The organism is Siminovitchia thermophila, from assembly GCF_016909185.1.
GTDB classification, from domain to species: Bacteria; Bacillota; Bacilli; order Bacillales; family Bacillaceae_C; genus Siminovitchia; species Siminovitchia thermophila.
Map to the genome: position 1 here is coordinate 46,585 of NZ_JAFBFH010000020.1, position 26,650 is coordinate 73,234.

Annotated in this window: 21 protein-coding genes and 1 pseudogene; 10 read left to right on the plus strand and 12 right to left on the minus strand. The window is 42.1% G+C overall.

The genetic code is table 11. The features are described from left to right. From JOC94_RS14065 to JOC94_RS14085, 5 genes are all read right to left on the minus strand, one after another. Nucleotides 1-834 (minus strand): NAD(P)/FAD-dependent oxidoreductase, encoded by an 834-nt coding sequence (locus JOC94_RS14065; protein WP_205179643.1) that lies wholly within the window; start codon nt 832-834, stop codon nt 1-3. Next, the gene (locus JOC94_RS14070) at nt 831-2,237 is read right to left on the minus strand and encodes an NAD(P)/FAD-dependent oxidoreductase (RefSeq protein WP_205179644.1); all 1,407 of its coding nucleotides are present in this window, start codon (nt 2,235-2,237) and stop codon (nt 831-833) included. The genes JOC94_RS14065 and JOC94_RS14070 overlap by 4 nt, the downstream gene beginning before the upstream one ends. Nucleotides 2,238-2,384: 147 nt before the next feature. Next, a complete protein-coding gene (gene glpK, locus JOC94_RS14075) occupies nt 2,385-3,878 on the minus strand; it encodes a glycerol kinase GlpK (protein ID WP_205179647.1) in 1,494 nt (497 codons plus the stop codon). Between the two features lie 2 nt (nt 3,879-3,880). After that, nucleotides 3,881-4,987: an ethanolamine utilization protein EutH gene (locus JOC94_RS14080; protein ID WP_205179648.1), complete on the minus strand. Its 1,107-nt coding sequence runs from the start codon at nt 4,985-4,987 to the stop codon at nt 3,881-3,883. A gap of 210 nt (nt 4,988-5,197) precedes the next feature. Beyond that, nucleotides 5,198-5,965, minus strand: coding sequence for a DeoR/GlpR family DNA-binding transcription regulator (locus tag JOC94_RS14085; RefSeq protein ID WP_205179649.1), 768 nt, complete (start codon nt 5,963-5,965; stop codon nt 5,198-5,200). Nucleotides 5,966-6,374: 409 nt separating this feature from the next. On the opposite strand from JOC94_RS14085, the gene JOC94_RS14090 reads away from it, so the two are divergent. The 4 genes from JOC94_RS14090 (at nt 6,375) to JOC94_RS14105 (ending at nt 10,314) form a co-directional block, all read left to right on the plus strand. Further along, complete coding sequence (locus JOC94_RS14090) at nt 6,375-7,220, plus strand: MurR/RpiR family transcriptional regulator (protein ID WP_205179650.1); 846 nt, start codon at nt 6,375-6,377, stop codon at nt 7,218-7,220. A gap of 24 nt (nt 7,221-7,244) precedes the next feature. Beyond that, nucleotides 7,245-8,060 carry a GNAT family N-acetyltransferase gene (locus JOC94_RS14095; RefSeq protein WP_205179651.1) on the plus strand — a complete coding sequence of 272 codons (816 nt, stop codon included), beginning with the start codon at nt 7,245-7,247 and terminating at the stop codon, nt 8,058-8,060. Next, nucleotides 8,050-9,156 (plus strand): o-succinylbenzoate synthase, encoded by a 1,107-nt coding sequence (menC, locus tag JOC94_RS14100; protein ID WP_205179652.1) that lies wholly within the window; start codon nt 8,050-8,052, stop codon nt 9,154-9,156. The genes JOC94_RS14095 and menC overlap by 11 nt, the downstream gene beginning before the upstream one ends. Before the next feature lie 78 nt (nt 9,157-9,234). After that, a complete protein-coding gene (locus JOC94_RS14105) occupies nt 9,235-10,314 on the plus strand; it encodes a YkvI family membrane protein (protein WP_077113688.1) in 1,080 nt (359 codons plus the stop codon). A gap of 273 nt (nt 10,315-10,587) precedes the next feature. On the opposite strand, the gene JOC94_RS14110 is transcribed toward JOC94_RS14105, so the two are convergent. The 4 genes from JOC94_RS14110 to hpaB form a co-directional block, all read right to left on the minus strand. Next, nucleotides 10,588-12,009 (minus strand): LysM peptidoglycan-binding domain-containing protein, encoded by a 1,422-nt coding sequence (locus tag JOC94_RS14110; RefSeq protein ID WP_077113689.1) that lies wholly within the window; start codon nt 12,007-12,009, stop codon nt 10,588-10,590. A 439-nt stretch (nt 12,010-12,448) separates the two neighbouring features. Continuing rightward, entirely contained in the window at nt 12,449-12,862 is a 414-nt protein-coding gene (locus tag JOC94_RS14115) for an OsmC family protein (protein WP_077113690.1), read from the minus strand. Nucleotides 12,863-12,889: 27 nt separating this feature from the next. Continuing rightward, complete coding sequence (locus tag JOC94_RS14120) at nt 12,890-14,428, minus strand: AbgT family transporter (protein ID WP_077113691.1); 1,539 nt, start codon at nt 14,426-14,428, stop codon at nt 12,890-12,892. A 453-nt stretch (nt 14,429-14,881) separates the two neighbouring features. Next, complete coding sequence (hpaB, locus tag JOC94_RS14125; protein ID WP_077113692.1) at nt 14,882-16,339, minus strand: 4-hydroxyphenylacetate 3-monooxygenase, oxygenase component; 1,458 nt, start codon at nt 16,337-16,339, stop codon at nt 14,882-14,884. Nucleotides 16,340-16,597: 258 nt separating this feature from the next. On the opposite strand from hpaB, the gene JOC94_RS14130 reads away from it, so the two are divergent. Then, on the plus strand, nt 16,598-17,137 hold the full coding sequence (locus tag JOC94_RS14130) for a DUF1572 family protein (RefSeq protein ID WP_077113693.1): 540 nt from the start codon (nt 16,598-16,600) through the stop codon (nt 17,135-17,137). 385 nt (nt 17,138-17,522) lie between these two features. Here JOC94_RS14130 and proS read toward each other — a convergent pair whose 3' ends face one another. The 3 genes and pseudogenes from proS to ilvA form a co-directional block, all read right to left on the minus strand. Next, nucleotides 17,523-18,962: a proline--tRNA ligase gene (proS, locus tag JOC94_RS14135; RefSeq protein ID WP_077113694.1), complete on the minus strand. Its 1,440-nt coding sequence runs from the start codon at nt 18,960-18,962 to the stop codon at nt 17,523-17,525. Between the two features lie 111 nt (nt 18,963-19,073). Next, nucleotides 19,074-19,263: pseudogene (locus tag JOC94_RS14140) on the minus strand (transposase family protein); the annotation flags it as partial. A 192-nt stretch (nt 19,264-19,455) separates the two neighbouring features. After that, nucleotides 19,456-20,724 (minus strand): threonine ammonia-lyase IlvA, encoded by a 1,269-nt coding sequence (gene ilvA / locus JOC94_RS14145; RefSeq protein ID WP_077113695.1) that lies wholly within the window; start codon nt 20,722-20,724, stop codon nt 19,456-19,458. Nucleotides 20,725-21,561: 837 nt separating this feature from the next. Here ilvA and JOC94_RS14150 point away from each other — a divergent pair. From JOC94_RS14150 to JOC94_RS14170, 5 genes are read left to right on the plus strand one after another with little or no spacing between them, the layout of a single operon-like run. Then, nucleotides 21,562-22,455, plus strand: a complete 894-nt coding sequence (locus JOC94_RS14150; RefSeq protein WP_077113697.1) for a hypothetical protein — start codon at nt 21,562-21,564, stop codon at nt 22,453-22,455. A gap of 18 nt (nt 22,456-22,473) precedes the next feature. Beyond that, nucleotides 22,474-23,106, plus strand: a complete 633-nt coding sequence (locus JOC94_RS14155) for a DUF4129 domain-containing protein (protein ID WP_077113698.1) — start codon at nt 22,474-22,476, stop codon at nt 23,104-23,106. 21 nt (nt 23,107-23,127) lie between these two features. Beyond that, nucleotides 23,128-24,252, plus strand: a complete 1,125-nt coding sequence (locus JOC94_RS14160; protein WP_077113699.1) for a DUF4350 domain-containing protein — start codon at nt 23,128-23,130, stop codon at nt 24,250-24,252. After that, nucleotides 24,249-25,178 (plus strand): AAA family ATPase, encoded by a 930-nt coding sequence (locus tag JOC94_RS14165; RefSeq protein WP_077113700.1) that lies wholly within the window; start codon nt 24,249-24,251, stop codon nt 25,176-25,178. The genes JOC94_RS14160 and JOC94_RS14165 overlap by 4 nt, the downstream gene beginning before the upstream one ends. After that, complete coding sequence (locus JOC94_RS14170; protein WP_236017099.1) at nt 25,129-26,490, plus strand: DUF58 domain-containing protein; 1,362 nt, start codon at nt 25,129-25,131, stop codon at nt 26,488-26,490. The genes JOC94_RS14165 and JOC94_RS14170 overlap by 50 nt, the downstream gene beginning before the upstream one ends. The last annotated feature ends 160 nt before the right edge of the window (nt 26,491-26,650 follow it).

Below are 26,650 nucleotides of genomic sequence, written 5' to 3' on the forward strand. Positions count from 1 at the left end.
TTACTGAAATAATTGCTTCACACTTGCCTCGATTCGTTCGCTAGCCACTTCGAATTGATCGGTGCAATGGCCAAAAGCCAGTATATTTTCCACGCTCGTTTGACCCGCATGATTGGTCACAACAAAGTGTTGATCATTTAATTCAATCCCGGTGCCTTTGAGGAAGAACGTTGACGGTATGAATCCTTCACTAAAAATGAAACTATCACAATCCAATGATTCCATTTGGTCATTATGCTTATTTTTTATATCTACTTTTTCAACACGTGATGTCCCATGAATCTTGTGTACAGCATAATCATCTGCTTGGACCGTTACGACATCAACGCCTTGCTTTGTTGCTAAAATGGCAGAGACAGCACGTGAGGTTTTACTGTTTTCATATACAGCTACTTTTTTTCCCGGGAGTAAGTTTCTGTTCATTAAGCCGATTGCCATCGTTGGCGTCATCACGCCGGCCGGTCTTGTTCCATCGATTTTATGCGCTTCTCTTGGTTTTTCCAGAGCGCCCGAGCAAATAATGATTTTTTCGGCCGTTATATCTTTTGTTCCCGAAGAAGTCTGGATATTCAATTCGTGATTTCCTCCGGCAAATGCTTCAAATAAACCTGTCACCGTTGCCTTCGTCCATTTTTCATATGGCAGTTCCTTGAATGTTTCGACTAACTTCTTTTCTGCTTCAAATCCCTCTTCATGAAAAAGGGGGTTGCTAAAACCGCCAAATTCATCGTGATAGTCGACGACTAACACATCTTTCAGGCCTAACTCATGCGCTTTTAATGCAGTCTCGATTCCAGTTAAACCTGCGCCTATAATGACAAGTTCATACTTCATCTTTGTTGGCCCCCTTTTACAGCGATCGTTGAATGTTGTATACCTTTTAGAGGTACCTTATGATCATCCAATCCATATTCATGAAGGATATCGACAATTTTTGGAATGCAGCAGTTACCTTGACACTCGCCTAAGGTAGCGCCAGTTCTCCTTTTGACTCCATCAATGGTTGTTGGTGGAACAGGACCTTCCATTGCATTCGTAATTTCGCCTCTTGTAATGGTCCGGCATAAACAAATAATTTCTCCCACATTCTCTTCTGAATCATCAAATAAGTTGGGGATTTCTATTTTCGCATCATGATCTTTTTCCAATTCTAATCCGGCACTTTGTAATTGTTCGGCAACAACTTCGGCTATGCCTGGTGAAGCGGATAATCCAGTAGAGCGAATACCGGCAGCGTGGATAAATTGTTTGTTTTTTTCTGATGGTCTAATGACATAATCGCCTGTACTGCAGACTGCTCTAATGCCGGCAAATTGCCGGATGCTATCATATTCTCGTACTTGAGGGATGAGCTTTTCACAACCAGTTAAAACTTGCTCTATTCCTTCCGTACTTGTAGATTTATCCTCTTTATCCTGCTGGTCTTCTGCTGTCGGACCGAGTAAAAATCCTCCAAACACGACTGGAGAAACTAATGTGCCTTTTGATTTGGCAGTAGGCACCGGCAAAATAATTTGCGAAATATCAATTTCTTCTTCTGTTAAGATAAATTGTCCTTTTCTTGGTGAAATGGTAAAACTCGTATCGCCGATCATCCGGCTAATGTGATCCGAATATACCCCCGCCGCATTCACGATATATTTTGTGTTAATTTCCCGGCCATCTTCTAATATGACGGAAAAGCCATTCTCGATCTCTTTTATATCAATGACGCCGGACCCTAAAAATAGTTCAGCTCCATTGATGACTGCTAATTCGGCATAAGAACGGGTGGCAGTAAAAGGGTCACAAATCGCTTCACCAGGAATGGAAAGAGCGCCGACTACTTTGTCTGTAACAGCCGGATTCATTTCCAATACTTCGTCTCGATCTAACCATTCCACATGGGCACCGTTTGCTTCTGCATTTGGGATATATTTCTTTTCAATGATTTCCTTTTCCTCTTCGTTTGTAGCGACCATGATGGCACCACAAGGAATGTAAGGAATTTTTAATTGTTCTGTATAATCAGGCCATAAATCACGGGAACGTTTCAAACATTCCGCTTCCAAAGAATTGGGCGGCGCATCAAAGCCTGTATGGATAATTCCGCTGTTCGCCTTACTGGCACCTTCACAAACATCAGGCTGTTTTTCTACTAAAGCAATAGATAAATGATACAGGGATAGTTTTCGTAATATGGCAGTTCCTACAACTCCGCCGCCAATGACTACTACGTCTTTTATTTCATTCTGCATTTCGTTTCTCCCTTCATCAAACAGATCATTTTGTTAAAACTATTATACAATCAACACAAATACACGTCAAGTTGTAACAAATACACAAGAAGTTGGCAATAATTTCAACAAAAAGGGCATTAATACATTCATTAATGCCCTTTCATGTTACTCAGAGGTCCAATTCTTTGAGCGTTCCACCGCTCTTTTCCAGCCGGTCATTAATTTTTCTCTTTCTTCTTCTGTTATTTTTGGCGTATATCGTTTGCTTAACTTCCATTTAGAGGCTATTTCATCAAGGCTGTTAAATTCCCCAATCGCCAAAGCCGCTAAATAAGCCGAACCAAGGGCAGTTGTTTCGGTGATGACAGGGACATCAATCGGTATGCCGAGTAAGTCTGCTTGGAATTGCATTAAAAAGTCATTCACTACTGGACCGCCATCCACACGCATCACTTTTATGTTGATTCCCGAGTCTTTTTCCATAACATCCATGTTTTCCTTCACTTGATAAGCAATGCTTTCCAGTGTCGCCCTTACAATATGGGCCCTTGTTGTTCCAGCAGTAATGCCTACCATTGTACCCCGGGCATATGGATCCCAATGAGGTGCGGCCAATCCAACAAATGCAGGCACGAAATAAACTCCGCCTGTATCTGGTACAGATTTCGCCAAGTTTTCTGTTTCTTGCGCGGTTTCAATGATGTTAATTCCATCTCGCAGCCATTGAATAGCTGCTCCAGTAATATAAATGCCGCCATCTAAAGCAAAGGAAGTTTTGTCGTTGATATTCCAAGCAACTGTCGTTAATAAACCGTTTTTGGAATCTACTATTTTTTCTCCCGTGTTCATTAACATGAAGCAACCTGTTCCATAGGTGGTTTTGACAGTACCTGGCTCAAAGCAAGCCTGTCCAAAAAGAGCTGCTTGTTGATCGACGACACTTCCGGCTATGGGAATTGCTCCACCTAAAAAGCTCCCCGGATCTGTATTGCCATAATGTTCGCAGGAAGGACGTATCTGGGCCATCATTGATTTTGGTATGTTTAATCTTTCTAAAATTTCATCATCCCAACAACCTTTATGAATATTCATTAACATCGTTCTGGAAGCGGTTGAATAGTCGGTAATATGGAGCCGTCCATTGGTCATTTTCCAGATGAGCCACGTATCTATGGTTCCGGCCAACAAATCTCCTTTTTCCGCTTTTTCTCTTGCCCCATCCACGTGATCCAAAATCCATTTTATTTTCAATGCGGAGAAGTATGATTCAACTAAGACACCGGTTTTTTCTTTTATGACTTTTCCCCATTCTTCATTTAATTTGTCTGCTTCTTGAGCCGTTCTTCTATCTTGCCAGACAATGGCATTGTACACGGGTATGCCGGTATGCCGATCCCAAACAACGACTGTTTCACCTTGGTTATCTAATCCTATTGCTGTGATTTCATTAATTCTTAGATTTCCTTTTTCGAGGGCAGTCCCGATGGATTCTTTTGTTTTCTCCCATATTTCTAACGCATCATGCTCAACCCATCCCGGCTGAGGATAGTATTGCGTATGCTCTACATACCCTTGGGAATGAATTTCCCAATCATCATTTAAAATTAACGTTGTTGTACCTGTAGTTCCTTGATCAAGTCCAATGAAATATTTTTTCATATTTAAGCACCTCTTTTACCAGATTCATGCTGTTTGTTTTGTTTTTCTCTTGTAAACCAGTAAGCTAGTGCAATGGCCAAAATACCCGCGGCTATTTTACTTAATACAACAGCAGTAATCATATCGGGCCGTACTCCGCCGGTAAAACCCAAGTGATCTCCTAATGCCGCGGTTGCCGGCACCAGCCAAGCGGTATTGATGACTTTTCCTCTTACATCCATATCTTTCATCATCTTATAAACCGGAATGCTATTCGCCATTGTAATGACAATGCCCGCCGCTCCAACAGCATTCATACCTAATTTTTGGCCCGCTTTTCCCAAAGGCTTCTCCAAACCTTTCACTACCAAATGTAATATAGGAAAAGTTCCTAATAGGATAATCCCGATAAATCCTACAATTTCAATTCCATCCGATATGGGAGCCATTCCGGGTATAATTACTACGCCGGTTAACGATTCAAACGCGGCAGCCCCTAAACCGATCGTAATTATGATGACAATCAATTTCCCAAAAATAAGCGCACCTTTGATGAACACTTCCGGGATAATCGCTAAGCCTACTATTAAAATAAGAGATAAAATCATGACCGGAATTAAGTTGATAAAAATCATCTTGACATCAAAGCCGGCTATTAATCCACCGATTAATCCACCAAATGGGATCGTTACCATTCCAGCCAATAAGCCTTTAGCAAAAAATGGCCGATCTTCTTGCTCGATCAGTCCCAACCCGACTGGGATCGAAAAGACTAATGTGCATCCAAGCATTGAAGCTACAACCAAACCAGATAATAATCCCGCTTCTTCATTCACAGCCAATTCCATGGCCAATGGGTAGCCGCCCATATCATTTGCCAGAATAGAAGCGAACATTGCCGGATCGGCACCCATTACATCAAAGATTGGAATAATGACCGGTCCCAATACACGCGCAATGACAGGAGTTAAGGTGATAATCCCAACCATTCCAAGGGCTAATGGGCCCATTGAATGAAAACCTTCTTCAAATTTCTCGCCGAGCCCAAATTTATTTCCAATAATCCTGTCAAGTGCGCCTAGGAGTAGGCCTATCGCCATGATCCAAATAATCAATTCATCAAAACTCATGTGTATTCCCCCTAACATTCAAAGTAAAACAACATAAGAATAGTGCAGAAAAGGTGGATTCCTATTATGTTATTGTGTTTTAATAGCGGTTTTATAATAACTTTATGTGCGCTTTCGTGTATTATACTCCTTTATGCAAACGATTTCTATGAAAAAGAAGGGAATAATAAAAAAAATCTACTCTTCTTATCAATAAGAGTAGATTTTTAATCAGTTTTTATAGCCTATTACTTTAATGCCTTCCTCTATATATTCTTGTGCGATCTTCTGGTTTAATTTGTCGTTTGTCACAATGGTGTCTACGTCCCGAATAGAGCATACTTTTACTAGCGCTTTTATGCCAAATTTACTATGGTCGGCCACGGCAATGATTTGCTTCCCATTTTCAATCATTATTTTTCTAACCCGTGTTTCTTCCAGATGATAATCTGTAATGCCGGTATCTTTTGTAATGCCGCCAACACCAATGATTGTTTTATCCACATTGAACTCTTTCATAAATTGTTCGGAAATAAATCCGGACAGAGCCAGTTCATTCGGCCGTAATATTCCACCGGGTAAAATGACTCGAAATGTTGGAACATTTACTAGTTCTTGTGCGATGGTCAGGCAGTTTGTAATAATGGTAAGGTTTTTTTTGTTCTTTAAGTGGCGGGCAACTTCCAAGGTTGTCGTGCCGAGGTCGATCATTAATGTCTCTCCGTCAGAAATGAGCTCCGCGGTTTTTTTGCCGATCATTATTTTTTCTTTGGCATTTTTGGTAGATCGGGTATTATAAGAAGGTTCCGCGCCAGACTTGCTTTGTAACACCGCTCCGCCGTATACCCGTTTTAACTTGCCTTCCTGCTCAAGAAATTCTAAATCTCTACGAACAGTTTCAATGGATACATTGAATTTTTCACAAAGTTCGGGCACTTTGACGATTTTATTCAACTCTAACATTTCCATAATAATACTATATCGCTCTTGTGCTAACAATTGGATTTCCCCTTTTTAGAACCTCGCTTTTTTGTCTGTTAGAAAAAGAATCATGTATGTGTGAATCAAGATGATGTTTGAAATTATGGTAACCCTTTTTTCAAGTATCGTCAATTTCGCAATAGATTTTAAGATGAAATGATAAAACATGCAAATCGGCGACACCTTTGTGGGGATACGAGATAAAAAGTCTTTAGGAGATTAGGATAACTGAAAAAATACTTCATCAAAAGGAACCATCGGCAAACGGCGGACAGCCACTTTTCCATGGGGAATCCAGTTTCCTGAAATTTTCTGAAAAGTGATTGTGCATATCGAGCAAATGTGATAAGTTTAAATGTAATCATGAAGTACAAACTGCATAATTAATTATCGGGAAAGGATTGCCTTCTTTGTAAGGGTGAATGAAATGACATTAACGGAAATGATTCAATCTCACTATGGCCAACTGTCTAAAGGCCAGCAAAAAGTTGCCAAGTATTTTCTGGAACAACCAAGGGAATTTGTCGTTCATTCTGCCAAAGAGATCGGGGAGATAATCGGGCTAAGTGAGACGACCGTGATCCGGTTTTGCTACGCCATCGGCTTGTCAGGGTATTCAGAGCTGCAAAAAACAGTACGCGACCAAATTATTTATGAAAAAAGCAGTTTGTCCCACTACTATTCTTCCAAACGAGAGTTGGCGGATGGGCCCCGTTTTTTTGAGCAGATGATGGAAAAAGACCGCCAACTTATACAGGAAACGATCGTCCGTATAAATGAGGAAGATTTTAACAAGGCTGTTGACCGGCTAGTGCAAGCCGAGAAGGTGTATATATGCGGGCTGAGATCGTCATTTTCACCAGCCAATTGGTTTGCGTTTTCACTCGGCATTGTCAGGGAAAACGTTTATCTCATTCGGAGGGATACAGACGATATCTTGTCCGCCATTAGTGGAATGAATGCTGATTCCGTTTTCATTGCCGTTTCTTTTCATCGTTACATGAAGGAAACGTTTCATATTGCGGAAATGGCCAAAAGAAAGGGGGCGGCCATCATCGGAGTCACCGATTCTCCGCTTGCCCCGCTTCGGAACGTTGCCGATATTTTGTTGCCGCTTCATTCGACGGAAATGTCCACACTCGATATGACACCCGCCTTAATTTCTTTCATTAATGCCATTGTGGCGGGTGTAACCATCAAGGATAAAAAAGGCTTTGAAAAACGGAAAGAAGAATATGACCAAATACACAGTGACGAGTTATTTTTCAATTAATCTTGGTAAAAAAGAGGGAATCAAATGATCGAAATACGTACACTTCACACTATTCAGGAGTTACAGCTCATACAAAAGCTTGAAAAAAAGGTCTGGGGCATGGAGCCGATCCCAATCCATCAAACGATTACCGCCGTGAGAAATGGCGGACTGATGCTTGGGGCATTCGTTGATGGGGAGCTTGTCGGTTTCAGTTACAGTTTTCCCGGTTATGCCAATGGAAATAGCTTTCTATGCTCACATCTTCTTGGAGTTCACCCCGATTACCAGCATAGGGGAATTGGAAAAGCGTTGAAAGAAGAACAAAAGAAAGCCGCATTAAACAAGGGATATTCACTGTTGACATGGACATATGACCCGTTGGAAAGTAAAAACGCGTATTTAAATTTATCCAAATTGGGCGCCATTTGTTCCACTTATATTGAAAATTGTTATGGTGACATGAACGATTCATTGAACTCCGGCTTGCCGTCAGACCGTTTTAAATTGGAATGGTGGGTTGACCGGCAATTCCGTTTGCCAGACGGTGGAAAAGAATGGAGAATTCCTTGGGAATATGCACAAAATGAAATGCCCAAACTGCCAAATATTGAACCTCATTTATCTGAAATAGAGGATTATGATCTCGTTTTTGTCCCGATCCCTGCCGCTTTCCAGCAAATGAAACAGCAAGACAACATGCTCGTCATCAATTGGCGCATGAAAACGAGGACTATTTTTCAAACATTGTTTTCCAAAGGGTATGTGGCCATAGCGCTTGAGAAAGAGCAGGAAGGACCTGTCCATTATTATAAATTGGTTAAAAGAAAATTATTGGAGGCAGAAAAACATGCGAATTAAGGAAGTTACATTGCGTCATATGCAAATGAGGCTGAAGTTTCCATTTACAACAAGCTTTGGGACACTCCAGAACAGAGATTTTATTTTACTTGAAGCAAAAGATGAGAACGGCCGCAGCGGCTGGGGTGAATCAGTTGCTTTTCATTCTCCTTGGTACAGTGAAGAAACAATGAAAACAAACTGGCATATACTGGAGGACTTTTTAATTCCGACTTTATTAGATCAGGAGATCAAACATCCCGACGAAGTTTCAGAACTTTTTTCCAATATCCGCAAAAATAACATGGCCAAATCAACGCTTGAAGGCGCAGTATGGGATTTATACTGTCAAGAACAAGGGATTTCTCTTGCGGCTGCGCTTGGCGGACAAAAATCAAAAATCGAAGTCGGTATCAGCATCGGCATCCAGGATACTGTTTCGGATCTTTTGCGCTTGATCGAAGGGCATGTTGAAGAAGGTTATAAAAGAATGAAAGTGAAAATCAAGCCCGGTTGGGACGTTGATGTCATGAGGGAAGTGAGGAAAGAGTTTCCGGACGTTCCATTAATGGCTGATGCCAATTCAGCCTATACTTTAAAAGATATTAATACGTTAAAAGCGTTGGATGAATTTGAATTAATGATGATTGAACAACCTTTGGCTTCCGATGACATTATCGATCATGCCCGGCTACAAAAAGAAATCGCAACTCCCGTTTGCCTTGATGAAAGTATTCATTCTTATGAAGATGCGAGAAAAGCGATTGAGTTGGGGAGCTGCCGGATCATTAATATTAAAATTGGCCGTGTGGGAGGGCTGAGCGAATCCAAACGCATTCACGATTTGTGCCAAAGCCATGAAATTCCTGTATGGTGTGGCGGCATGCTGGAATCGGGAATCGGACGAGCTCACAATGTGGCATTGACGACATTGTCAAACTTTACATTGCCTGGTGATACAGCCGCTTCTTCCCGTTATTGGGAAACAGACATTATCAAACCGGAAGTGACTGTTAAAGACGGTTATATTTCCGTTCCCGAAAAACCAGGAATTGGGTACGAACCGGATTTGGAAGCGATCGACCGTTTTACAATGGAGAAAAAAACGTTTTCGTAAGGTTCTGAAGGAGAAAAAATGTCTTTTTTCTCCTTATTTATCAAATTGACAAAAGATTCAAAAAAAGGAGAGTAATGGATGAAAAAGAGTATTCATATAGGGGGAGCATTTATCGGGCTCATTGTAGGCGCGGGCTTTGCTTCCGGCCAAGAGATATTGCAGTTTTTTACAAGTTTTGGCTGGCCGGGAATAATCGGGTCGGCAGTAGCCACTTTCTTGTTTGCCTTTTTGGGCATGAATCTTACACAGCTTGGATGCCGGCTGCAAACGAAATCTCATAAGCGGGTCATTTACCACATTTGCGGCAAGTATATTGGTCTTGCTGTTGATATTATCATGACATTCTTCTTGTTTGGAGTTACGGTAGTGATGTTTGCTGGAGCGGGTTCCATTTTCGAGCAGCAATTCGGGGTACCAGGCATTATTGGCAATATAATCCTTTCGTTCATAACTATTATGGTTGTTTGTCTTAATATTGAAAAGGTAATTTCTGCAATGGGTTTGGTTACGCCGTTTTTAATTTTGGCGGTCATCGTTATTGCTATCTATTCCTTGTTAACAATGGACGGAACCTTCGCTCAAATGCAGGAAGTTGCCCATTCTCAAAAACCGGCTGCAACTCATTGGTTGTTAGGGGCTTTTTTATATGTGTCCTATAATATTGCGGCTGGTGCGGCGATGCTTGCCGTGATGGGGGGAGCTGCGACAGATGAGAAGACTGCCGGGATTGGCGGAATGATTGGCGGGATCGGTTTGGGAGCATTAATTTTTTTCATTAATATTGGGATGTTTGCCAAACTTGATACCGTCTCTGGCGCGGATATGCCGATGCTTTATTTGGCTAACGAAATATCCCCGATTTTTGGCGGCATAATGTCGATAGTCTTGTTAGGGATGATTTTTAATACTGCGGTCGGGATGCTTTATTCATTCACGGCGCGGATCAGTCCAATCGATACACCAAGATTCAAAACCTTGGTAGTCGCTTGCGGAATCGCCGCATTTGCTGCCAGCTTTGTAGGATTTACGACGCTTGTCGGCACAGTGTACCCCGTTATGGGTTATCTTGGATTTACACTTATTGCGGCAATCATCATCGCGTGGTTTAGATGGAATAAACGTCCCAAAGATCGAGATGTGAATATACTTTCATCCTAATGGAACGTTTTACGAACATTGAAGGGGCTGTGTAAAAAGTCCAACTTAAAGTAAATCCAGTAAAAAATGTAAAGCCCAAGAATGTTGATTTTACAGCATTCTTGGGTTTTTTAAAAAAATTTCAAGCTGAAATTATGCTTTTTGGACAGCCCTAGCTAAAGATCATATTGCCGAAACCGCTCTTTTGGTATCACCCGATTTAACTGGCGGTAAGCTAGATAAAGGGAGATCATTTTACAGTAAAAGCCCAACTATTAGTGGACCCAATCTCACTTAATGGCAGTTTCGCTTTATGATTGTAAAATTGGCATCCAACACCGGCCAATTCTGCGGGAAAGCCTGCCCAAGCACCCAATAGGCAATTCCGCGGAGGCCATATTCCTTTACCGTGTCGTACTTTGCCTGTACACTGCGGGCATCTTCAAACCACACTTCATGCTGTTGGCCTGTTTCGTCTGTATAACGGAAAAAGGGAGATTGGTAGGTTTCGTGATAATGGATAGAGGCACCGTACTTGACCGCAAGGTCGACCGCCTCTTCCGGGGAAACTGTTTTAGCAAATGTTCCTTCTTCCCAAGGTATTTTCCAATCACGTCCATACAGCGGTACGCCCATAAGAATTTTGTGGCGGGGAATCGCCGTAACCGCATAATCAAGAACTTTTCTTACTTCATTAATGGGTGCGATGGCCCATGGCCTTCCGCCAGCCCATCCCCATTCGTAAGTCATAATTACTACAAAGTCGACGATTTCTCCGTGCGCAACATAATCATGTGCCTCATATAGCAGTCCTGGCTGATCCCCCCTGATTTTCGGCGCGACCGCGGTTGAGACCAAGTATCCTTCCGGCCGTAATCGTTCAACCACATTCCTGAGGAAGCGATTGTAACGTTCGCGATCTTCCGGATAGACATATTCAAAGTTAATATTGATCCCCATATATCCTTTTTCTTGAAGCAACGTTTGAATTTGGGTGATCACTTTATTTTGAATGTCCTCGTTTCGGAGGACAAGGGCCGCTCGATCGGAACTAAACGTATTTCCGTCAATATTCGTAAGGACAAGCAGCGGAGCAACGTTTCCGTTCTGAGCCGCTCTTATAATGCGGTCGTCCTTTAAAGGAGAAATCCGGCCATCTTCCAGCACCGTATGACTGAACGGGCTGATATAAGTTAAATAGGGTGAAAGTGATGAAACAAGGTTTACACCTTTTTGCCCCATATTAGTAATGTAGGCATTTACTTCGATCGCTCTCTTCGGCTTTTTTGGAATCCTTAGCCATTGTCCCACTTGGATCATGTCCGGGGTTTGAATGTGGTTGGCCTGAACAATGGCAGAAACTGTTGTCCCATAGTGTTTTGCAATGGCTGACAAGGTTTCCCCCGGTTGAACAATATGATACCGAACAGGAATGGTTATTATTTGGCCAATATACAAATTCGTTTGTTCAGTCAGATTGTTGGCATTCATGATTTCTTGTAAGGGCACACAAAAACATTTAGCGATTGACCAAAGTGTATCACCGTGTTGAACGACATATTGATGATAGGGTGTCGGAATCACCAATGCTTCACCTGGCACCAACCTGTTTGGATCTTTCAAGCCGTTCACGGCAACAATTTGGTCGATCGTTGCCCCATATTTTCGGGAGATGTTCCAAAGCGTGTCACCGCTTTTTACAACATGGATTTTCATCTATGGTCACCTCAAATAGGCGAATCAATCTCTTTTACCATATTCAAAGCAAAGATTTTGTGTCACTAAAAAAGGGGAATATGATTTTTTTAAGAAAAAGTGAGGCCGAGCCACAACTAAATCAACTGAATAAAAAACGAACAATAAAGTGAAACTTCATTCAAGGAATGCTTTTCTCCTTGAATGTTAGTTGAACCAATCGGGCATTTAGGTGCCGTTATCTCCCACTTGGCCCTTTTGTATTCACTCAAGATATTGAAGTGGGAGTCTTACGGCACCTTACGTGCGGGATAAAGTGAAACTTCATTATTTGCTTATGTCCCAGCCTCCGGTATTCAAAGAGCCGCAAGGGGTTTGTGAAACCATAAACTCAAAACAATGCAATATAAAAAAAGGAGCTATAGTAATGTCTATAGGCTCCTCTATGGTATAAGGAAAATCATTGTTCCACACCGTTTAAAATTAGTTTGTAAAAAATATTCGCTTTTAAAGATGCTGATACAGTACAATATTTTTCTTCGCCTAACCGGATGGCCCGCCACACTTTCTTTGGGGTAATCTCACCATTAATGTTAAATGTCACTTCAATATCCGTAAACTCTTTGGGGGTTTCTTCCGCGCGTAACCCATGTGTGACAATTTCGATATGATTGATCTTATCCAAATAAGGTTTTAAAATCATTGTGACATCAATGCCGATACAGCCGGCGAGTGAGCCCAAGAGCATTTCTGTCGGAGTGGCGCCTTTTTCCCTTCCGCCGTACGCCTTTGTGGCATCCATCCGGATCTCATATCCAGAGTCACCCACTGCGGTAAATGCCCGGCCGCCTGTCCATTTTGTAATTACCCGCATATCAACGATCCTTTCTACTTTAAGTGGTTAGTAAGTTAAACTTGTACCAGGGCCTACTGGGATGCCAATGAAATACCATATGGCAAAGAAAATGGTCCAGCAAATAAGAATAACGATTGAATGTGGCAGCATGAGTGAAACGACTGTACCAATTCCGTTATTTTTCCCGTAGCGCTGTGCGAAAGCCACGACGAGTGGGAAAAAGGGCATTAATGGAGAAATGATATTCGTCGAAGAATCACCAATTCGATAGGCTACCTGAGTGACTTCCGGAGCAATTCCCATTTGCATAAACATCGGAACAAACACGGGAGCCATAATGGCCCATTTCGCGGAATCCGCCGCAATGAACAAGTTGATGAATGCACAAATCAAAATGAATGCAATCAGTAACGGAACGCCGTCTACATGAATGGATTGTAAAAAGGCCGACCCTTTCACGGCCATTAAAGTTCCCAAGTTCGTGTAGTTGAATAACGCAATAAATTGCGCGGCGAAAAAGATCAATACAATAAAACCGGCCATCGTTTCCAACGAGGCGGACATTAAGCTGGCAACGTCTTTGTCGTTCTTAATTGTCTTTATTATCATACCATACACGATACCCGGCACTAAAAAAATCACCATCATCAGGAAGATAATACTGTTCATAAACGGAGACTGGATCAAACTTCCTCCTTCTCCGCGCAAAACCCCATTTTCGGGGACAGTTAATAAAGCAATGACAGCCACAGTCAGTAACACGGAAATATTTGCCCACAACAATCCTTTTTTTTCTTTGTCTGAAAGCGTCTGAACAGATTCATTTTGTTTATCGGGGACAAAGGTTTCCAACCGGGGCTCGACTATTTTTTCCGTTACAAGCGTGCCGATCAATACGATCAAAAAAGTGGAAGCAAACATAAAAAACCAGTTATCTGTCGGGTTAACCGTATAACCTGCATCTAGTATACGAGATGCCTCTGTCGTCATTCCGCTCAGGATGGGATCGTTTGTACCGAGGAAAAGGTTAGCGGAATACCCACCGGCAACACCTGCGAATGCTGCTGATAAACCTGCCAATGGATGGCGCTTAAAGCCAAGAAAAATAATGGCCCCAAGCGGCACGAGCACGACATATCCGACAGACGCAGCCACGTTAGAAAGGACTCCAATCAAAACAACGATGGGAGTAACGAGCTTTTTCGGCGCTTTTGTGACAGTGTTTGTCATCAATGCGCCAATATAACCTGTTTTTTCCGCGACACCTACTCCAAGCATGGCGACTAATACCGGACCAAGAGCCACGAATGAAGTAAAGTTGTTCACAACATTGGAAAACATATATGCTATGCCTTCAGGAACGAGGAGGCTGACTATTTTTACGGTCAAAACCTCCGTTTCCATTGTTTCCTTATTCACACCTTCATAGGTGACACTTGTCCCCATTAAATAAAAAATATGAGATAAAATCATGACAGCTATTGTGAGTAACATAAAAATGGTAATGGGATGGGGAAGTTTGTTGCCTTTTTCTTCAATAAAGTTTAAAAGCTTCATTGATTTCTGGTTTTGTCTTGTATCCATTGTATGTTTTCCCTTCTATAGGTTGCAGATAATATCATAGTATACCTATAAGATTTATTAAAATCCAGTATAAGATACCAAGATTTCGCACGTAAATTTTTCATATTCACAAGTAAGCGCATACTACCTTTAGCACGTCTCGCTCTGGAATATTTGATACTTGTTCCAATAATTGAATAGAAATGAACGCTTGTTTATTTCTAAAGATAAAGGAAGAACCCTAACGGGGTTCGAGAATTTCCATATATAAGCGCCGGGAAATTTCGGGTTGGTTTAGCCCAAACTTCAGATGACGGTTGATCACTTCAACTGTTTCGGATTTCAATAAATTTCGGCGCATCCAACGGCTGTGTATGCGGAAGGTGCTATTGGTTTTAGTGAAAACTGCAGAATAATAGGTTATGAACATTAATTTCATGTAATTTATTTACTTATAAAGTTTTTTTCCCAGTCTCAACATTCAATCACATGCTCCAAATGTAAAAAATCACTGATGAGCTTCAAACTTTTTTCTTTGGGATAGTCTTGGTACAAGTTGCTGGCCATTTTGACGGGGTCGCCAAAAAAATATCTTTCATACTGAATTTGTCTTGTACCGAACGAACTCATTGTCAGATCCCAGGCCAAACGGAATATTTTTACCCGGTCGACAGCGGATTTATCTGTTCCTTGAAGGCATTTTTGCAAGTAGGGGCTTATGGGGGAAGCAAAATCATTTTCAGTTGGTAATGTAACCAACCCGCTGGCTCCAATTAATTGGACGATTTCCGCAAATCGGGGGTACAGCTTTGGAAAAATGGTGCCGGCTACTTTTAGTGGTACGAGGCTAGGGCGCATACAACCCCAATCATCCAATTCAGCATCATTTTCCGATTTTGCCAATAGTGATTTCATTGTTTCATATCCGCTAATGATCTCGGAAATTTTTTCCTGTACATGTTGATATTCGCCAACGTTGATCGTTTCGGCCAACATTTGGGCCACCCCAAGGAGAAATTCTGTTTTTTCTATTTGTCTAATGATTACTTGATGGTAGGCTAAAGGGTGGAAGGAGCTTTGCAGCTTGAAGTCGGTAGCTGCCTCCAAATTGTCGTAAAAAAATACGTTTTCCCACGGCACTAATACGTTGTCAAATACAACGATAGAATCCATTTCTTCGTACCTAGAGCTGAGGGGATAGTTAAAAGTTGACTTGCCTCCCACAAACGATTCTCTGCAGATAAATTTCAAGCCTTCCGTATTCGAAGGGATAGAAAAAGCAAAGGCCTCATTTGGATCAAAGAAGATTCTGGGAGCCGTATAAACCAGTACCTCATCTGTAAACCCTCCTAGGGTGGCAAGCATACGGGCGCCCTTGATCACAATTCCTTTTTCATTTCTTTCAATTACTTTGGCGGAAAGGGCTTCCTCCGTGAATCCCAAGTTTATTTGCGAGCGGTTTATCTGTGGAGTTATAAAAGCATGAGCAAATGATAAGTCTTCTTTCATTGCTCTTTTGTATAAAGAGATAATATGTTCGGGAAAGCAGTTTTTCATTCCTTTTAAAAAGGCAGCTGAGGAGGCAAAACTCATAATCACCGTATTCATATAATCGGGGCTTCTGCCAAATATCCCATGGGTATGTCGTGCCCAGCGCTCAATCATTTTTCTTCTTCTTATTAAATCGTCTTTTGTTTTTGGATGCAGATAAGAAAGCCCGACAGGCTCATCTTGATCCGGAAAAAGGAACGTCATCTGCTCTTTTAAATCGTCTTTATTTTGTAAATCATAAAGGGATGCGATCGTTCGGACAACTCCTTGAAAGGAGGGATGGTCGGAAATATGTCCTTCCACTTTTTTACCATCGAGCCAAATCACGGCCCCCATCCTGTTTAATCTGTCGATATACCCTGTTCCATCAATGATTCCCATTTCACCACTCCTCATTCATAGGAAGTTGTGCACTCGTGTAGTTGGTTTCAGTTTATTAGAGATGGAGATTGTTCTATTCCCTTTTTCTTTCAAGAACTTTCTTACAATGTCGAGAACAGTTTTGTACAATGTAAGTAGCTTCCGGTAGTATTCTGAATATTTTTGGCGGCTGATTGAAAGGCTGTCCACAAACGGTCTCCTTTGCTAGGGCGAACGAAGTTAAAGCCGGTATGGATAGCAATTGTGGGAGGGAACAGAATGAATCTCGGATCGGAGTATTTAAGAATTGTAAAGAAGAGGTTTCAACATATAAAACAACTCGGGGATAAGACTATGGAACAATTATCAGAAGAGGACATTCATTGGAGGTTGAATCAAGAATCAAACAACATCGCCATGATTGTAAAACATCTTAGCGGCAACATGATGTCGAGATGGACCGACTTTTTGGAGTCGGATGGGGAGAAGCCATATCGGAAGCGCGAGGAAGAATTCATTGATGACATCCCGACAAAAACAAAACTGGAAAAGATGTGGGAAAAAGGGTGGGATGCCCTGTTTCATGCTTTAGACCAATTAAAGGAAGAAGAGTTGTTAAGGCAAGTGTTGATTCGCGGTGAAAGCCATACGGCGATAGAAGCGATTGAAAGGCAATTGGCCCATTACGCTTATCATATTGGCCAGATCGTTTATATCGGGAAGCAAATCAAGAATGAAGATTGGAGCAGTTTGAGTATCCCTAGAGGAAGGTCAGAAGAATACTTACAGCAAATGTTACAAAAACATCAACAAAAATAGTCTTGAGGGTTGAGGGAGAGCGCGGAGTTAGAAGCTATTAAAATATTTCACTATGCAAATGCATTATTTTTTGCTAGCGCCCTGATTGGCATTTACACAATCGCTTCTACTCATTTCATCGCAATTATTATTAAGCGCGGCTACGAAGAAGAGTTGATGTGACTTATCGCAGTGCTTTGAACTCACTCAGAAACGAGGAGAGGAAGGGGAGAGTTGGCGGTAAGCGGTAGCGCCAGTTTATTGCGTGGAATATTTTTATGGGCAAATTGTGTGGAAACCCCAACATTTAGTATAGAGCCAAAATTTGATCTAAATTTAAAAATAAATAAGCTTGTAGAGAAAAACATCATCTTTCTCTACAAGCTGAGAGGAGGTGTCCCCTCCTTTAGTATGCTTTTGCCCAGTATACCAATTCCTTCGCTTCTTTTCCGCAGCATACGCATGTGTCCGCTATTTTTTCCTGTTCAAATGGAATACATCGTGATGTAGCTAATGTGTCTTCTTTAATCTTTTCTTCACAGGCGATATCACCGCACCACATTGCTTTAATAAAGCCTGTTTGCTCCTCCAAAATTGTTGCAAACTCATCCATGTTTGTTGCGACATTTGTTTTTTCCAGTAGATGAGCTTTTGCGCGATTGTATAAATTCGTTTGCACTTCCTCAAGCAAAGCAGGTAAGCGCGTTGGCAATTCAGCTAATATAACAAATTCCTTTTTACCTGTATCACGACGGACAAGCACCACTTGTTCTTTTTCAATGTCTTTTGGTCCCATTTCAATGCGCACTGGGATACCCTTCATTTCATACTCGTTAAATTTCCAGCCAGGCATTTTATCACTCGCATCGATGTCTACTCTTACAAGATCCTTTAATTGGTCACGTAAATGATACGTTTTATCCAACACACCTTCCTTATGTTGCGCAATCGGCACAATCATCGCCTGCGTTGGTGCAATGCGTGGCGGGATTACTAGACCATGGTTATCCCCATGAACCATAATTAAAGCCCCCATAATCCGAGTGGATAATCCCCAAGAGGTTTGATGGACATATTGACTGTCACCATTTTCATCTAAATACGTAATATCAAATGCTTCCGCAAACCCTGTACCAAAATGGTGAGAGGTTCCAGATTGCAAAGCTTTTCCATCATGCATAAGGCTTTCGATTGTCAATGTATATTTAGCACCAGCGAACTTTTCCTTATCCGTCTTTCTTCCTTTAAGGACTGGTATAGCTAAGTACTTCTCCACCACGTCCGCGTAGATACTTAGCATCCGCTCTGTCTCTTGGGAAGCTTCTTCATCAGTTGCATGTGCAGTATGCCCTTCCTGCCAATGGAATTCGGAGGAACGTAAGAATGGTCGTGTTGTTTTTTCCCAACGAACAACATTTCCCCACTGATTATAAAGCTTTGGCAAGTCACGGTAAGAATGAATATTTTTAGAGTAATAATCGCAGAACAACACTTCTGAAGTAGGGCGAACGGCAAGACGTTCTACCAACTCTTCGTCCCCACCATGTGTCACCCAAGCTACTTCAGGAGCAAATCCTTCCACATGGTCTTTCTCCTTTTGCAACAGACTCTCTGGAATAAATAACGGAAACGCAACATTCGTGTGACCTGTTTCTTTAAATTTCTTATCTAACACATCGCGTATATTTTCCCATATTGCAAACCCGTACGGCCTAATGATCATCGTTCCGCGAACCTGACCATAATCAACCAACTCTGCTTGCTTAACGACATCGGTATACCACTGTGAAAAATCATCTTCCATTGCAGTAATTTTTTCTACAAACTGCTTGCTTTTCTTACCCAAAACGAAACACCTCATTTAACTATTTTATTTACATACTAATAACAACTCTACCTGCAGTGGAGACCAACTTCGGTCAACCGTATTGAAAATGTGTGTTACCGGAAAAAAATTCGCAAATCGTTTCCCGCACGAACAGACATAGCGACGCTTTTTGTAGAAGAGGTAAGTCAACCGTTCAAACCACTTTAAATGTTTGATCTTTTGAATGCGATAATCATGAACTTTCTTAGTCCTCTCACCACAGCTGGGACACTTGTGTACCTTGACAGCCACTTCTATGAAGCGCAATACGATCTTCCATTTCCTCCACTTTAGTGATCCATACATCTTAAAGACCAGGAATTTTATGACAAATTCACTTGCACGCAACTCCAATCTTTTCTTGTTTCTAGTCAATTCAAGTATAAAAGAATGGGATGTTTGCGTGGAATATTTTTATAAAAGCCATAATGCTGACCTTACAAAAAAAGCGCCGCCCGGGCGCTTTTTTTCATCATACTAACAAGTGAAACAATGTGCTGTCTTTATTTACTTCAGTATAAGAAATGCCTCTTTTGTTCATCCGTTCAATCAGGCCCGCGTAATCTTCACGGCGTTTCAGTTCTATACCGACCAAGCCCGGTCCTCTTTCTTTATTGTTTTTCTTGGTGTATTCAAAAGTGATGATGTCATCATCGGGTCCAAGGACTTCATCCAAAAACTCACGCAAGGCTCCGGCGCGTTGCGGAAAGTTCACGATAAAATAATGCAGCAACCCTTCATACATCAATGACTTCTCCTTAATCTCCTGCATTCTGCCGATGTCATTGTTCCCGCCGCTGATGACACAAACAACCGTTTTTCCTTTAATCTTGTCCTTGTAAAAGTCAAGTGCCGAAATGGGCAGGGCTCCGGCGGGTTCGGCGATAATCGCGTGTTGATTGTATAAATCCAAAATGGTTGTGCACACTTTTCCTTCCGGTATGGAAACAATATCGTCGACATATTTTTGGCAAAGCTCAAAGGTGTGATTGCCGACACATTGTACAGCCGCCCCATCTACAAATTTATCAATGGCCGGAAGCGCGGTAACGGCTTTATTTTCAATCGATGTTTTCATGCTTTGCGCGCCTTCCGGTTCAATCCCGATCATTTGCGTATGCGGAGAAACGTTTTTGATATAAGTGCTTAAACCCGCCATAAACCCGCCGCCGCCGATGCTTCCAAAAACAAAATCCACCGGTTCATGAATGTCATTCATAATTTCAACCGCAACAGTTCCCTGACCGGCAATAATCTGGTGGTCATCAAACGGGTGGATAAAAATCAAGTCTTGTTCTTCCGCAAATTCATGAGCGCTCTTGGAGCTGTCATCAAAAGTGTCGCCCGTTAAAACGACCTCGATGTATTCGCGACCAAACATTTTCACTTGGTCGATCTTCTGCTTTGGGGTTGTTTGCGGCATAAAAATGGTGCCTTTTATTCCCAAGTGGGCACATGCATATGCGACACCCTGGGCATGATTGCCGGCACTTGCACAAACAACGCCTTTTTCACGAGCTTGTTTTTCGATCGTTTTCATTTTATAAAAAGCACCGCGCAGCTTAAATGAACGCACATGCTGCAAATCTTCCCTTTTTATATATACATTGCAGTCATATTTCTCGGATAATCTTTCGTTTTTTTGCAAAGGCGTATGGGCCACTACGTCTTTTAGAAATTGATAAGCAATGAGGATATCTTCCAGATTCACGGTCTTTGTCTTTTCCTTAGTTGTGTTCATGGCGTCATTTCTACCTCCGCTTTCGTATAAACATTTCTATATTATAACATGATACTTATAAAAATAACACATATAATATTCGCAATATTTTGGGAAAGCGGTTACATTTTATCTTTTCTTAAAATATAGGCATTCTGCCGTGACGCAACCGATTATTTAGAGCGTCCCGGGTTTGCAGAGGAGTGAAACCAGCCTCTTTCCCCATTAGATGTTCGCACACCGGGGAAGATTCCTTTTGTGAGGGAACTTCCTTGATTGGTAATGGTTCTCGGACTAGTTGGACAATTGGCATGTACGCACGGGCAACAGTATCCCCCTTTCGGGCAGCATCCAAGACAGCTTGAGCCAGGGCTTGCCGGTAAAAAAGTAATTACGATGGGTGAGATAAATTGAATGCCGGCAACGATACTTGCTCCTGAATGGACTGCCGCATTAACATTGGCCTGCATGTTTTTTCATCTGAAGTACATGCTACCTTGTACCCCTTTAAATCATTTTTTTCCACCGTAACATCATGTTGTGGGATGCTGATGTAAGGTACAATTTGTATATCGGCATTTGCGATTCCATATGGTATAATTCTTGCTGAATGTAGGTTGTTATTATGGGATTATTTTCCAGTTCACATTATAGATATCCCCAATGTGAGGACGGTTGCATCCGACATAACAGATATGTTCCCTTCATCTTCTCCGGTCACGATATTTGGATTTGCTTTTCGGAAGCCGAGCTGTGAGCGAATCATTTTTTCGCTTTGATTTCTGGTAAAATTAGAGTGCCTATACATATCACATAATGATAAAATAAGCTGATAAGCACATTTTAGGAGGTAGAAAATTGGAATCAAAAATAGATACTCCGAAAGGGTTCGGGCAAATACTGGATTTGACTTTTAGTATCAGCAGGAAGAAGTTTTCGGAATTTATATTGATTATGCTCATATTTCTGGGACCCATTTTTGTGTTGCAAGCGGTGTTGGAACTGGCTTCAGGGGTCGGCTTTTTTCGGGAGGTTCAAGCGGAAGGTGCTTGGTATGACCGCACCTTGGATAGCTTCGATGAAATTTCAACTATGAGGGATGTGGCAATCGGTTTTTCGGCTTTGCTTTCTTTAATATTTGGACCGATAGCTGGAGCAGCCATTATACTTGCTGTAAACCATATGAGAAAAGGAGAAGAATACACCGTAGGATCGGTTATTAAAAGTGCATTTTCACGCTTTTGGCCTATTTTTGGAAGCAATATTTTGTTTTACTTGATTGCGGGCGGCCTTTATTTTATTCCGTTGATTAGCATTATATTTTTAGGGGTTTTGGGCGCGGCTATATTTCCTGTTGCCGGCATTATTGTGGCTGTTTTTCTTTTTCTGGTAACCCTCTTTGGGCTCGGCCTGTTTTTGACTCGCTTGAGCTTTTATTTCGGTTCAGTTGTCTTAAAAGAAGAAACACCTGGTATTTCTAGAAGCTGGAAGCTGACGAAAGGCCGCCTTTGGCCAACATTTGGGATTTATGTTGTATTTACTTTGATTTTTACGTGCATCACCATGGCATTGGAATTTTCTTTTGGCCTTATGTTGGGTAATAGTGTTTTATTGGCAATGATCGTCAATGTTGGCACGCTGTTTACCTCGCTCATATTTGCCGTTGGTTATGCTGTCATGTATTTTGACTTGAAAGCACGTCACGATGCAGACGACTTAAAGGAAATGATTGGAGATTATCAGACTACTTAACAAGTCAGGTGATGATTTATGTTAGAAGCGGACGAGGCGGGCAAAAAGCTGAAAGAGATTTTGGGCAAAGATGAATACCAAGCGTATCAAAGTGATCCTTTATCGGAGTGGTGGGGAAAAATCAAGGAGCAGTTTGCAAATTGGCTCGAAGGATTATTCCCTTCTTGGGAAGCTCCTCAGTCCGCTTCAGGCCCGCTTTTTATTGCGGTTGTGGTAATGTTTGTCATCGTTCTTGGTATAACGGCATTTTTTGTTGCACGGACTGTATCGAGATCGCGTAGATTTCGTGATGACCAACCATTTCAATCCAAGAAATATTTGGAGTGGACATGTTTAAAGCATTTGTCTGAAGCCAAAAAGCTGGAAAACATTGGAGAGCTTTCTCCTGCAGTACGTCATCTTTTTTTGGCGCTCCTTCTTTATTCTGATGAACAAGGGTGGCTGAAAGCAAAAATATGGAAGACAAATTGGGAGTACTACGAAGAGATCAAACACACCAATATTTCTTGGGCCGAACGATTTTATGAATTGGCAAAGGTGTTTGACGAAATTGCTTATGGGGAGAAACAAATATCACCTGAAGAATTTAGCCGCTTCCGAAACAAAGTTATGGCATGGCTGGAACAGGTTGAAGAGAAAATGGGCAGTTAGGCTGGAAAGGGGGATGGGGCTTTGGAAAAAAGGAGCTCAAACAACAAATTGTGGTTTTGGGGCGTTATCGCCCTTTTGTTGTTGCTTGTATCCACCTACCTTTTGGACATGAAGGAGCCGAAAAAGTATCGGGATTATGATTCCGAATCGCCTTCTCCCACGGGTTTAAAAGCTTGGTATACATATTTGAAAGATGAAAAAAACGTTGTGCAAAGATGGCGTCATTCACCGGAACACTTGAACGTGGATTCTCCGAATCAAACACTGATCATGGTCCAGCCCGCATTCATACCGGACGGGGCAGAAATGGATGCTTACAAACAATTTATGGAAGCGGGAAATTCCATCATATTATGGTCAATGAACCCGCAAGGAATGTTTGGCTTGTCCACAGAACCTATAGATGGTGACGGTAATGGCAAGGTATCGGATCAAAACAAGAAAGAGCATGGCGCGATGATTTCATATAGGCAGCGGCTCATTGCCGCCCCTGATGATCAGGTGCTTTTAAACGATGAATTCGGCCCAATCGCTTTAAAGCGGCAGGTTGGCGACGGCCAATTGATTGTCTCTCTTTTCCCAAATTGGTTAGAGAATGGCCAGCTGATGGAGGAGGATCATGTATCATTAGTAATCTCCCTGCTTAATGAAGCTGGCGGGGACAAAGTCCTTTTTGACGAATATATCCATCGTGAAAAAGGCTCTGGGGAAGCATTGATTTTATATCCGCAATGGTTTTTATTAATGATGTTTCAATTGGGGATAATGGCGATACTTTGGCTGTGGTACAGAGGCAAACGTTTCGGCCCGGTATTGATTCCGAGGGAAGAGTCTGTTCGTTTCAGTGATGAAAGTATTCGAGCGATCGCGACTTGGTATATAAGGGGGCAACGGTATCGGGATTCCCTTGCCATACAAGCTGATTTTTTAAAACAGATCTTTAAAGAACGGCGGGGTGTGCCCTTTCAGAATGGCTGGACAGATTTAACACCTTACTTTCTACAACGGGGATGGAAGAAAGAAGAAGCAACTGTTTTTTTGGAAGGGTTGGCTGACGTTTTACAGAAGGAAAGTGTTAGCAAACAAGAATACTTGCTATGGTCCAAGAAAATAGATCGTGTGAGAAAAGAGGTAGAGCGTGGATGAGACAAAAGATACAATCTTTGCTGGAGCAATATGAGGGTGCTATTTTAGGACAACGGTCAAATCTGCGGCTGTTATTGTCGGCTATTTTGGCTGGCGGCCACGTATTGGTCGAGGGGGTTCCCGGAACGGGAAAAACAGCGATGGCAAAGACACTTGCAAAATTGTTGGAAGGGAAGTTTGAGCGGATCCAATTCACCCCTGACTTGCTTCCCAGTGATATTACGGGAAGCATGATTTTAAATATGCAGGAAGGAAAATTTGAAACGTTAAAAGGTCCAATCTTTACAAATATTTTACTGGCTGATGAAATTAACCGGACGCCTGCCAAAACACAAGCCGCTCTCTTGGAGGCGATGGAGGAAAAACAGGTGACGATTCAGGGAACAACGTACCCGTTGCCGGATGTGTTTTTTGTCGTGGCCACCCAAAACCCCATTGAATTTGAGGGGACTTACTCACTGCCGGAAGCACAACAAGACCGCTTCTTATTCAAGCTCAATATCAATTTTCCGGAATATAATGAGGAAATGGAAGTATTAAGGAATGTGTTGGAAAACAAACTGGATGCGAGTTTAATGTCTCCTGTCATGGATTTGGCTGACTTTTCGGCCATTCAATCAGAGATTGAAATGGTTACAGTAGGAGATGGCATTTTGGAATATATCATGCACATCGTAAGAAGAACGCGCGAAACTAATGCCATTCGTTTCGGAGCGAGTACGAGGGCGGGCATTTCGATCGGAAAAGCCGCGAGGGCATGGGCATATCTTGCAGGCCGGGATTATGTGACTCCGGATGATATTAAAATGGTGGCAAAGCCCGCATTAAGGCACCGGATCCAATTATCCCCGCACGTTGAACTGGAGGGAGCAGCCGTTGACCAAATTATCGAAGAACTGGTGGGGGCGGTTCCTGTTCCGCGATAGAGGGATTTTGCCGACGAAACGCCTGCTCATTTTATTTGGCGTGTTGTCTATGGGCCTGTTCATGATCGGATTTTTTTCCGAAATATCTTGGAGAGCAGTCATCATCATCAACATACTGCTTTTCTTGGCAAGTCTTCTTGATTTGCTTTTGTCCCCAAAGAAGGGTGAACTGACTTTTGAAAGGGAGCTTCCGGAGCAAATGGAAAGAGGGCTTCCCGACGAAATACAAGTAAAAGTAAGGAATCGGTCGCAACACTTCGTCTCATACAAATTTATGGACGATCTTCCGCAAACGTTTGAATGTCCTTTTCCTGTTTTTGGCCATATGCAAAAGGAATCTTCAGCATCCATTTCATATGAAACGACCGCTTGGCAGCGGGGAAGATATGAAATTATAAAGCTTTATGTCAGATACAAAAGTGTGTTGGGTCTTTGGGAAAAGCAAACAACCTTTGATTTGCCGAAAACAGTCAAAGTCATTCCAGATTTAACGGAGACAAAACGATATTTGGAGAGCGCTCAACGATATTTACTTTATGAGGGAACGAAAATCCGGAAATCACAAAAAGGAACGGGAGAGTTTTCTCAAATTCGCCGCTATGTTCCCGGTGATGATCCGCGTATGATTAATTGGCGGCAAACGGCTAAGTTGCGTGAAGTGATGACAAATGAATATGCGCCGGAACATGGGAAATATATTATGATATTGATTGATTGCGGGAGAATGATGGGGGCAGAGCTCGCAAAAGGGAGCCGCCTGGAAAGAGTATTGGATGCGGTTGTGGCTGTAACAGCAGCAGCTCTGCAAAAAGGCGACTATGTTTCCGTTCTTGCTTTTTCCAAAGAGATTAAAAAATACGTTCCGCCCGCCAAAGGGATGGAACACCTGCAAACGATTCTGGAAGCCATTTATGATTTGGAAGCAGATCCAGTTGAGCCGAATTATGCCGCTGTTTTTGCCTTTTTGGAAACCGTCCAGAAAAAACGGAGTCTCCTTCTGTTGTTTAGTGATGTAAGGACCTTTCTTCATGAGGAAATGGCACTGAGTTATTTGCAATCGCTCAGAAGAAGGCACCAGTTTTTGATCATGGGGATGGAAGACTTGCCACTCTTGGAAAGGGCCGATGACGAGCCGGTTACGGTACAGGCTGCTATGATAAAAAGCATCGCCCAACAGCAGATCCTTTTTAAAAAGCGCGAAAAAGCAAAATGGGAAAGGCAGGGTCTGCAGTTGATCGAAGCACCCGAAGAAAGCTTGGCGGCAAGTGCAATTTCCGGCTATATCGAGATTATGAATCGCAATGTTTTGTAATTTTTCCGGGGCTGTCCGAAAAGAATATTGCGGCTTGATAACTTAAAAACAAAACCCAAGATTGCTGTAAAAATCAACATTCTTGGGTTTTACATTTTAATGCATATATTCCTAATTTGCCTTTTAAGACAGCCCCAGCTTATATGTGGTCTACTCCCTC

Bases quoted from the DNA above. Each gene is read 5' to 3' on its own strand.
- glpK (WP_205179647.1), bottom strand. From the start codon at position 3,878: ATGAAAAAATATTTCATTGGACTTGATCAAGGAACTACAGGTACAACA.
- hpaB (WP_077113692.1), bottom strand. From the start codon at position 16,339: ATGGGAATCATTGATGGAACAGGGTATATCGACAGATTAAACAGGATG.
- menC (WP_205179652.1), top strand. From the start codon at position 8,050: ATGCGAATTAAGGAAGTTACATTGCGTCATATGCAAATGAGGCTGAAG.
- JOC94_RS14080 (WP_205179648.1), bottom strand. From the start codon at position 4,987: ATGAGTTTTGATGAATTGATTATTTGGATCATGGCGATAGGCCTACTC.
- ilvA (WP_077113695.1), bottom strand. From the start codon at position 20,724: ATGAACACAACTAAGGAAAAGACAAAGACCGTGAATCTGGAAGATATC.
- JOC94_RS14120 (WP_077113691.1), bottom strand. From the start codon at position 14,428: ATGGATACAAGACAAAACCAGAAATCAATGAAGCTTTTAAACTTTATT.
- JOC94_RS14130 (WP_077113693.1), top strand. From the start codon at position 16,598: ATGAATCTCGGATCGGAGTATTTAAGAATTGTAAAGAAGAGGTTTCAA.
- JOC94_RS14090 (WP_205179650.1), top strand. From the start codon at position 6,375: ATGACATTAACGGAAATGATTCAATCTCACTATGGCCAACTGTCTAAA.
- JOC94_RS14115 (WP_077113690.1), bottom strand. From the start codon at position 12,862: ATGCGGGTAATTACAAAATGGACAGGCGGCCGGGCATTTACCGCAGTG.
- JOC94_RS14165 (WP_077113700.1), top strand. From the start codon at position 24,249: ATGAGACAAAAGATACAATCTTTGCTGGAGCAATATGAGGGTGCTATT.
- JOC94_RS14065 (WP_205179643.1), bottom strand. From the start codon at position 834: ATGAAGTATGAACTTGTCATTATAGGCGCAGGTTTAACTGGAATCGAG.
- JOC94_RS14105 (WP_077113688.1), top strand. From the start codon at position 9,235: ATGAAAAAGAGTATTCATATAGGGGGAGCATTTATCGGGCTCATTGTA.
- JOC94_RS14155 (WP_077113698.1), top strand. From the start codon at position 22,474: ATGTTAGAAGCGGACGAGGCGGGCAAAAAGCTGAAAGAGATTTTGGGC.
- JOC94_RS14110 (WP_077113689.1), bottom strand. From the start codon at position 12,009: ATGAAAATCCATGTTGTAAAAAGCGGTGACACGCTTTGGAACATCTCC.
- JOC94_RS14070 (WP_205179644.1), bottom strand. From the start codon at position 2,237: ATGCAGAATGAAATAAAAGACGTAGTAGTCATTGGCGGCGGAGTTGTA.
- JOC94_RS14095 (WP_205179651.1), top strand. From the start codon at position 7,245: ATGATCGAAATACGTACACTTCACACTATTCAGGAGTTACAGCTCATA.